8 protein-coding genes are annotated in these 7,839 nt (G+C 66.1%); all 8 read right to left on the bottom strand.

Going from position 1 to position 7,839, the window contains the following annotated elements; all coding sequences use genetic code 11:
- Positions 1 to 239 precede the first annotated feature (239 nt).
- The 8 genes from ABZS40_RS35890 to ABZS40_RS35855 all read right to left on the bottom strand — a co-directional run bounded on the left by ABZS40_RS35890 (position 240) and on the right by ABZS40_RS35855 (position 6,917).
- Positions 240 to 1,991 carry a radical SAM protein gene (locus ABZS40_RS35890; protein ID WP_354949122.1) on the bottom strand — a complete coding sequence of 584 codons (1,752 nt, stop codon included), beginning with the start codon at positions 1,989 to 1,991 and terminating at the stop codon, positions 240 to 242.
- An 89-nt stretch (positions 1,992 to 2,080) separates the two neighbouring features.
- Positions 2,081 to 2,959, bottom strand: coding sequence for a hypothetical protein (locus tag ABZS40_RS35885; protein WP_354949120.1), 879 nt, complete (start codon positions 2,957 to 2,959; stop codon positions 2,081 to 2,083).
- On the bottom strand, positions 2,956 to 3,864 hold the full coding sequence (locus ABZS40_RS35880; RefSeq protein WP_354949118.1) for an NAD(P)-dependent oxidoreductase: 909 nt from the start codon (positions 3,862 to 3,864) through the stop codon (positions 2,956 to 2,958). The genes ABZS40_RS35885 and ABZS40_RS35880 overlap by 4 nt, the downstream gene beginning before the upstream one ends.
- Complete coding sequence (locus ABZS40_RS35875) at positions 3,861 to 4,517, bottom strand: TylF/MycF/NovP-related O-methyltransferase (protein ID WP_354949116.1); 657 nt, start codon at positions 4,515 to 4,517, stop codon at positions 3,861 to 3,863. The genes ABZS40_RS35880 and ABZS40_RS35875 overlap by 4 nt, the downstream gene beginning before the upstream one ends.
- A 5-nt stretch (positions 4,518 to 4,522) precedes the next feature.
- Positions 4,523 to 4,984, bottom strand: coding sequence for an NUDIX domain-containing protein (locus tag ABZS40_RS35870; protein ID WP_354949114.1), 462 nt, complete (start codon positions 4,982 to 4,984; stop codon positions 4,523 to 4,525).
- Between the two features lie 34 nt (positions 4,985 to 5,018).
- Positions 5,019 to 5,828 carry an isocitrate lyase/phosphoenolpyruvate mutase family protein gene (locus ABZS40_RS35865; RefSeq protein WP_354949112.1) on the bottom strand — a complete coding sequence of 270 codons (810 nt, stop codon included), beginning with the start codon at positions 5,826 to 5,828 and terminating at the stop codon, positions 5,019 to 5,021.
- Positions 5,829 to 5,844: 16 nt separating this feature from the next.
- Positions 5,845 to 6,522 (bottom strand): dTMP kinase, encoded by a 678-nt coding sequence (locus ABZS40_RS35860; RefSeq protein WP_354949110.1) that lies wholly within the window; start codon positions 6,520 to 6,522, stop codon positions 5,845 to 5,847.
- Positions 6,522 to 6,917: a hypothetical protein gene (locus ABZS40_RS35855; protein ID WP_354949108.1), complete on the bottom strand. Its 396-nt coding sequence runs from the start codon at positions 6,915 to 6,917 to the stop codon at positions 6,522 to 6,524. The genes ABZS40_RS35860 and ABZS40_RS35855 overlap by 1 nt, the downstream gene beginning before the upstream one ends.
- Positions 6,918 to 7,839 lie beyond the last annotated feature (922 nt).

Raw genomic sequence — 7,839 nt, 5'->3', positions numbered from 1 at the left:
TTTCGAGGCCACCAGCTCACAACCGCTACCGATCGACCAAGCCGCCTAACTAAAATCAACACAACGACCCTGTCCGTCGAAACGGGTCAAGCCCATGGGTGCCAGCCGAGGCGAGGACTTCGTCCATCACGGTGGCGAGATGTTCGACGTCGGTCGGGCTGAGGAAGCTCTCCACGCTGTGGGTGGTCAGGGTCTCGGATACATGAATCATGACTTCCGTCCTTGAGACGTGGGCGGGCTCAGGAGCGGCATTCGCAGTCGGCGCGCGCGTCACGGGCGATGTCGTCCATCGCGCCGGTGATAGCGGCGACTGCGTCGTTCAGGGTGGCGAAATATTCGTCCCAGCCAGCCGTCGGGGCGAGGGCGAGATCGAGGACCGGATACTGGCGGTTGGTGGCCTCGCTGGTCAGCCGGTCCCGGCCGACCAACAGCTCACAGGCAGCTGGCAGCACCTGCCGTGCTCGGGTGTGCAGCCGGCACAGAACGTTGCTGAGTTGGGCGGATTCGATGCGGTCTCGCGGAAGGACGCCGACGCGCAGGCCGACAGGTGCCAGATCGAGGTCGGTGTACCGGTGGCCCTGACAGCTGTCGTATGTCACATAGCCCAAGCGTCGGGTCAGCAGGTCGATCAGTGGCCAGACCGCGGGCTCGATGCCATCCCGCCACTGAGGGTGCTGCGGGTCGAGGTCGTCGGCAGGGTGGATACCGGGCAAACCTGCACTGTTGATGTTGCCGTGTTCACTGGGCCGCAGGATCACTGTTGGCCTCAATCGGCTGGGGTCGTCCCAGCGGTCGAGGAAGCCGGCGACGTCGGGCATCGAGTTGGGAAGGCGGGGGCGCCATCGCACCGCGCGGCAGGAAATGGCACCGGGTCGATGGGGTTCGGCGAGGAGGGCGGCGACGCCGTCAATTAGCCGCATCCGGTAGGCGCAGTATTCGTCGTCGCTGTCGGAGTGCTGGTGCGCCCGCCAGCGGGTGGCGACGCAGCCGCCTCCGCAGGTGTCGCGATAGCGGCAGCTCGCGCACTTCACCATCAGCGACCGGCCGGCGGTAAGAAGCGGCAACTGCCGCTGTGCCCGAATAAGATCGGCTTCCTCTGTGACCTCGGGGAGCATGGCGAGTTGGGCCTGCGGCCCTGGTAGCTCGTCGCAGCTGCCCAGGCGGCCGTCGGGGTAGGCGGTGAAGACGTGGTCGCACTTGGCGGCGGAGAAGTGGCAGATGGCGGCAGATGCGCCGGTGAGACGCTGGATGGCCGAGACCGCTGGTTCGAGCTTGATGCGTTCGAACAAACCGCTGCTGATCCAGTGTGCGGTCGCACTGAGGACGAAGGACGCGTACTCCCCTGGCGTGGTTGCCCAGGCGGGCCGGTCTGGGACGGTGAGTGCCGCTTGTTGCAGCTGTCGACTCGCCGGCACCCGTACGCCAACGGACCGGGTTGGGGCGATGTCGGCGGCGTCGAAGCAGGGTACGAGGTTGACGGCGCGTACAGCCGCAAATCCGGCGAGATGGTCGAGGATCTCGACGGCGCGGTTGAGCACGGCAGAGGTGACGACGGTGATCACCCCTACGTGCTTGCCCCGTGTTGCGAGCAGGTTCAGGGCGGCGGCGACGCGGTCGTAGGTGGGCCGGCCGTCGTAGCCGATGCGCCAAGCGTTGCTCTCGGCGTCGCCGTCGAGTGAGACCCCAATCTCCAGGTTCGGGTAGTGCGCGTCAATGAGGTCGAGCCAGGCGTCGTCGAGCAACAGGGCGTTGGTCTGAATCGACACACGGACGACGTTGGGTTGGGCCGCGAGTCGGTCGAGCATTTCGGCAAAGTAGGCCCGGCCGATGGTCAGTGGTTCGCCACCGTGCAGTTCGACAGCGACCGGCCGATCACCGAAGATCGTGGTCAGCCGGCCGGCGTCATCGGCGGAGAGCCGGGCTCCACCAGGGGTTTCTTTACGCTTCTCGTAGCAGTACAGGCAGTCGATATTGCAGGTGTCGCCGCGCAACTTGAGGATAACCGAGACCGGCCGGCGATCCTCGGTGGCGGACAGGGGTCGGTAGATGGCCTCCGGAGTGGTTACGGTCGGTGACATCGTCAGCCTCCCTCGCGGTGTAATCGCAGCCAGCCGTTGAGCTGGCCGGGGGTAAGTCGGACGCGTTGGTTGCCGCGACGCAGGAACCAGCCGTCTGCGTAGCGCTGGGGCAGCCAGCCCTGATCACTCGTTCCGGCCGGGGGCAGTTCTTCGGTGGCGATCATGTCCGGCCAACACCGGAGGAGCGCGGCGGTGACCCGCTGCCGGACGGCCGGAAACCAGGAGAAGTCCTCGGCATTCCATGCCGAGGTGGGGAGTGCCGGTGGTGGCCCATCGTTGATTCGACGCCAAAGGGAAGGTAGCCACTTGTCGCCGAGTAGCGGTTGGTCCGCTACCACGAGGTCGAGGCCGAGAAGGCAGACCTCCAGCTGGCGGCAGACCACCTCGGCCTCGGCAGGTAGCTGGTCGGTGACGAGCCCGAGGAGGTCCTCGACCAGGCTGAGGACGTACTCGATCCGGTCAGCGACCACCCAGTTTCGGTAGCAGGAAATTTCGCTCGCGGTAGCGACCACCTGCCATCCTGCTGGGGTGTACCGTCGCGCCGTCCGCAGGTGGGTGAGCTGCCCGAGCGCAGCGCGGACCTGCCTGAAGCGCTCGACGTCGTCGAAACCCACGTCGAAGGAACTCGCCAGGCTCCTCAGCGATTGGATGTCGGTGTAAGTACATGCGGCGAGGTCAACCCGTACGCCGTCCACCATTCGAGAGCGCAGCATGGGCGGACGGTCGTGGAAGACGACGCGCAGGTCGATATCGCTGCCGGCGTGAGCCAGGCCGACAGCCAGGGCACCCTCCAGCCAAACCTCGTCAACGCCATGGTTGTTGCTCAGTTCGGCTGCGACGCGGGCCGCGATCTCGGTTCGAATGTCCGCCGAGCTGGTCATCGAACCTCCTCTCGCGAGGGCATCAAGACAGCTCGTAGGGTCTCGGCCGTCCAGTGGTCTAGGGCACGCCGCACGTCCGCACGCTGTGCCCCGATGTGCGGGGTGAGCAGCAGGTTGCGCGGCTCGCTCGGCCGGGTGAGCGAGGCGACGTGCTCAGGGTCGATTGCGTCGACGGCCAAGCCGCTTAGCGTGCCGGCGTCTAAGGCATCCAGGCAGGCGGGCAGATCAAGCGTCTCTACCCTTCCGGCGCAGACCAGTGCCGGGCTGCGTCGCTTTGCGCGTGCCAGCCAAGCGGGGCCAACGGCCGATCGGGTGGTCTCGCGTAGCGGCAGTGCCACGATGTGTAGATCTGCCCAATCGATCAGCAGTTCTGCGGGTTGCTGCGGTAGATGCGGAGGATTCGAGGGCCAAGCCGCATACGCGAGGTCCTGCACGGCCGGGCCCAGTACTTGCTTGATGGCGAGACCGACGGGACCGGCGCCCCAGATCGCGACGCGTTGCTCCGCCAGGTGACGTCCAAGGCAGGCAGTCTTGAGGTGACGACCGACGATAAGGCCGTTGTGCCCGAGCGCCGCCCGGCGCGTAACGCTGAGGGCAGCCAGCAGGGTCCATTCCGCGACGGCTGCGGCGTTGGCGACAGGGTTGCGGTGAACGGTGATACCGCGGGCCGCGAGCGCACTGACGTCGATGTTGTCGGTGCCGGAACCCGGTCGCACGACATGTCGCAGTGCCGGCAGGTGGTCGAGGTGGCCGACCGTGAGCCGGGTGCCGGAACGCATGACGGCCGCGACTGCGGGATGGGACGTCCTCGGTAGCCGGTCTAGTACCTCGACGCGCACTCCCGGCAGTGCCTGGGCCAGCGGACGAGGGTCGGCACTGCCCTCGATGAGCAGGATGCTATTCATTCGACCCGCCGGTACAGACCGAAGGCGAGGTCACCATCACCGACGAGAACTTCAACAGGGGATGGTGTACCGAAATAGTCGTCGCAGGCCCGCTTGACGCCGGGGAGGCCGTCCCACGCCTTCGGATTCAACACCGTGTCGGCGTAGTCGTCGATAATGAGCACGCCGCCGCGACTCAGCCGAGGAACGCACTCCGTCAACGAAACGTGGATGGAGTCGTAGAAGTCCCCGTCGAGGTAGCCGAACGCGATGGAGTGAGGCAGTTCGCGAGGCAGGGTGTCGGCGAACCAGCCTGGATGGATCACGGGGCTTGGCTCATTCCAAGTGACGTGGGTGGCCTCGACGTCCGCCGGAGTGCTCACCAGCTCGCCTTCCCTCAGGTGGCTCGAGTCCCGATCGCCTGGGGCCGGTAGGCCCGCGAAGGAGTCATAGACATGAATCTGCCGCCTGCTGTCGCCGAAATCGTTCAGCACTGCGCGCATCCACAGCGCCATGGCACCTCGATAGCAACCGACCTCAACGAGCGCGCCCTCGACGCTTTCTTCGATCGTCTGCCGTAGGTGGGCTGCGATGGCGGTCAGCCGGTCGGCGTCTACGGTGTTGGCGTGCTCGGCGAGCAACCACTCGCGTAGCGTTTCCAGGCGACCGCTCACCGCGGTCACCACCGGTCCACGAGGCAGTCGCTCCGGTCCCCGCCGAGTGCGTCGAGCAGTTGCGGGACGACACGTGGCAGCAACTGTTTGCTGGCCAACGAGGTCATCGGCACCCACTCGAACCCGATCTGGTCGGGATCGACTGGATCCGACATGCGGGGCGCAGTGTCGTCGAGGGGCTCGGCGAGGAAGTTGAACTGCACCTTCTGCACGTCGCCGAACTCCCCGCGCCAGACTTCGGGCACGTACTCCACGACGAACAGCAGCCGATCCGTCCGCACCCGCAGCCCGGTCTCCTCGGCGACCTTGCGGCGCACGGCGTCGCGCAGGCACTCTCCCTCGCGGGCCTTGCCTCCCGGCAGGTTGTAGTGGAAGCCGCTGGCGTCGTCGTAGGACAACAGCAGCACGTGGTCGTCGCGTAGGACGGCGGCCTTCACCGACACGCTGATCTGCGGCAGTAGGGGCATGTGAGCCTCCTGAACGAGGGGCGGGGCGCTGGGCTCACACGCGGGCGTAGGGATCACCGATCGCCAGCAACTCACCGACAGTGGCCAGCGGCACCGTGCCAGGCGAGCCGGTACCGGCCAACTCCGCAGCGGCGGCGCGCATACCCGCCAGTGCGGCTCGGCTGAGCTGGTTGGCGTAAATGCACATGGCGAACCCGGCCCGGCCGAGCTCCTGCCAACCGAGGTGAGAGAAGGCGGTTGGCACAGTGACTAGGGGAACGGGCGCGGCCCATTCCCGCACCGTGCGTAATGCCTCATCCCCTGACGGGTCACGGGAGTGGATCAGCACCGCGTCCGCACCGTGCTCGGCGTAGTAGCGGGCACGGTCCAGGGCTTGGGAGAAGGGTGCACCGGCGATCAGCGCCTCCGTGCGGGCGATGAGCACCAAATCGTCGCCGGCCCGACGCATCTCCCGTAGCTGATCCGCGACGACGCTGGCCTCGGCGAGGCCCTGGGTGCGGTGGGTACTGAAACTGTTGCACTTCGGGTAGGCGCTGTCCTCCAGGCAGAGTGCTGCGGCACCGGCTCGGGCGAGGTCGAATGCGAAGCGGCGGGCCGAATCCGCGGAGCCGCCTGCGTTGTCGACGTCAACCACCACGGGTAGGTGGGCAGTGCGCCCGACCGCGAGCACCACGTCGCACAGGTCGCGCACGCCGAGTACGTTCGCGTCGGCAAGCCCGGCTGCGGCGGAGACCTCCAGGCTGCTGACCCAGAGCGCGTCGAAGCCAGCACCGGAGGCGGCGGTCGCGGCGAGGGCGTTTACCGCACCGACCGCCCGGACCGGGGTGCCGGTTTGTGCGGTCAAGCCGCGACGGAGGCGTTCAGCGCTCACCGGTCCTCCCGTCGCGGGACCGCTGCGGCACGAGGTCGTGCTCGATGAGGGCCCGCCAGACCTGGTTCAGGACCGCGCCGGGGCTGGCGCTGGCGTCGATGTGTGCCACGTTGCCCAAAAGCGGGTAGGCCGCGGGCTCGTTGACGATCTCGGTGTAGACCTGACGCACCCGCGCTTGCACGTCAAGCACGTCCCAGTCCGCCCGCACGGCGTCACCCTGTCGCCCATGCGCTCGCTGCAGTGAGTCACTCGGGTCCAGATCGAGCACCAGTGTCACATCGACCGGCTCGGTGATACCGGCAGCGAGCCGCTCGTATGTGTCCCTCGGCTTCATGTCGTGCTTGACGGCGAAGAACGCCAGTTCACTGACCAGCCACCGATCGCTGATCACTGGACGATTCACCAGTGCCGGTCGCACCAACTGAGCAAGCGTCGCCGCCTTGTCGGCCACCAGAGCCTCCAGGTACCGGTCACGGTTGTCCGTCGACGGTTGGTACTTGCCCTCCACGAGGTCCGCAGCGGTATTGGCGGCTAGGAAGTTGCTGGTCAGAATGCACATTGGTGTGATTCCGTACAGCCCTTCCCACAGCCGAAACAGGCCCTTGCGTACCGTTGTCTTCCCGGTACCGTCCAAGCCTTCAATCACGATGAACGGATAGCGCTGCATCACTCCACCTGACCCGCGCCGGTACCGCCGGCGTACTTCGTGAATCGGCCCCGCCATGGCACCGACATCGACACCAGGTCAACGAGACGCAGCTCGGCCAGCTTCTCCAACAGTTCCGGCATCCTGCGTTCAATGGTGACGCTCGTCGCCAACGCCTGGCAGTAGGCGCCACGCAGGCGATCGTCGGTCACACCGTCCGCGCGAAGATGTTCCTCCAACACCCGGATGGCCATGCCAAGTGCGACGACGCCGCAAGCCTCCCGCAGCACTGCCAGCTCAAGAGGCGGCTTGTCAGTTCGGAGGGTCACGTGGTGGACCCCGCTCTGACGGATGACCGCGAGGAACCCGACCAACCAGGCAGCAGCGCTGCAAACAGCAGTGAGATCGGCGGCCACTACCTGACGGACACCGTGCCTCGTCAACGCGCTGGCTTGGGCCAGTGCCGTGGGTCCCAACGCGCTTGTCGGCCCGACCGGAAACGCATACCGCGCCGCGAGGTCGATGAATGGTCTAAGTCCGGCAGCGTCGATTCGGCTAGACGCCGACGTGATGTCCGGGACCGGATTAGCCGCCAACGCCGCAGCAACGCCGCCGCCTTCTAGGTCCGGCAACGGCGCGTCCGATGTGAGAATCTCATGCCACTCATCGAGGTAAAGGTGAACCCGTTGGATCTGGAGGCCGTCACCGACAGTGAGCCACAGCCGGTGTAGGGGCGGCGGAGTCGTTGTTGACTGAGGCGGAGCAGGCACAGGTATTCCTCATTCCGGGATCATGCGGACGAGTGCGGCGAAGCACCGACAGCCGCACTTAATTGAGGCACACACAAGCGCCGTGAGCCAGCAGGCGCATGCGGACAGACGAACTTGTCCGCATGCGCGGTGTGCATTCGGAACCTGGTGTCCGTGGAAGGCGCTCGATCCGGCAAGGCCGCTCATGGTGCCTCCCGGCCACGGCCCGCACTGGTGCCGTCGATCGGTGGGCGGCTGGCAATCGCCGAATGGCTAGGTATTTTTCGGGCTGCTCATGGGGAACGGCGTCTCGTCGTCCTTCTAGCGAGGGCGATGACATCGGTGAGGGCTTGACCGGCCATGAGTCTTCGATCAGTGATCGTCGACGACGGGCACTTTGCCTTCCAGCCGTCCATGGTTGCGCCGCCTTGAATGGTGAGTGACCCTATGTGTGCGATGTCCACGCTGCTCAATGCCATCCGAATGGAAGCAGCCTGAGAGGGCGGTCCGCAGTAACTTGATCTGATCTATGCGTTGCGTCTGGTTGGTGGCTTTCCGATAGGTTCGCTATGGATAGCGACAGGTCGAT

Source organism: Micromonospora sp. NPDC005324, assembly GCF_040607155.1.
Taxonomy (GTDB): Bacteria; Actinomycetota; Actinomycetes; order Mycobacteriales; family Micromonosporaceae; genus Micromonospora; species Micromonospora trifolii.
This window is presented reverse-complemented; position numbering and strand designations above follow the sequence as displayed.

Bases quoted from the DNA above. Each gene is read 5' to 3' on its own strand.
- ABZS40_RS35885 (WP_354949120.1), bottom strand. From the start codon at position 2,959: ATGACCAGCTCGGCGGACATTCGAACCGAGATCGCGGCCCGCGTCGCA.
- ABZS40_RS35880 (WP_354949118.1), bottom strand. From the start codon at position 3,864: ATGAATAGCATCCTGCTCATCGAGGGCAGTGCCGACCCTCGTCCGCTG.
- ABZS40_RS35870 (WP_354949114.1), bottom strand. From the start codon at position 4,984: ATGCCCCTACTGCCGCAGATCAGCGTGTCGGTGAAGGCCGCCGTCCTA.
- ABZS40_RS35860 (WP_354949110.1), bottom strand. From the start codon at position 6,522: ATGCAGCGCTATCCGTTCATCGTGATTGAAGGCTTGGACGGTACCGGG.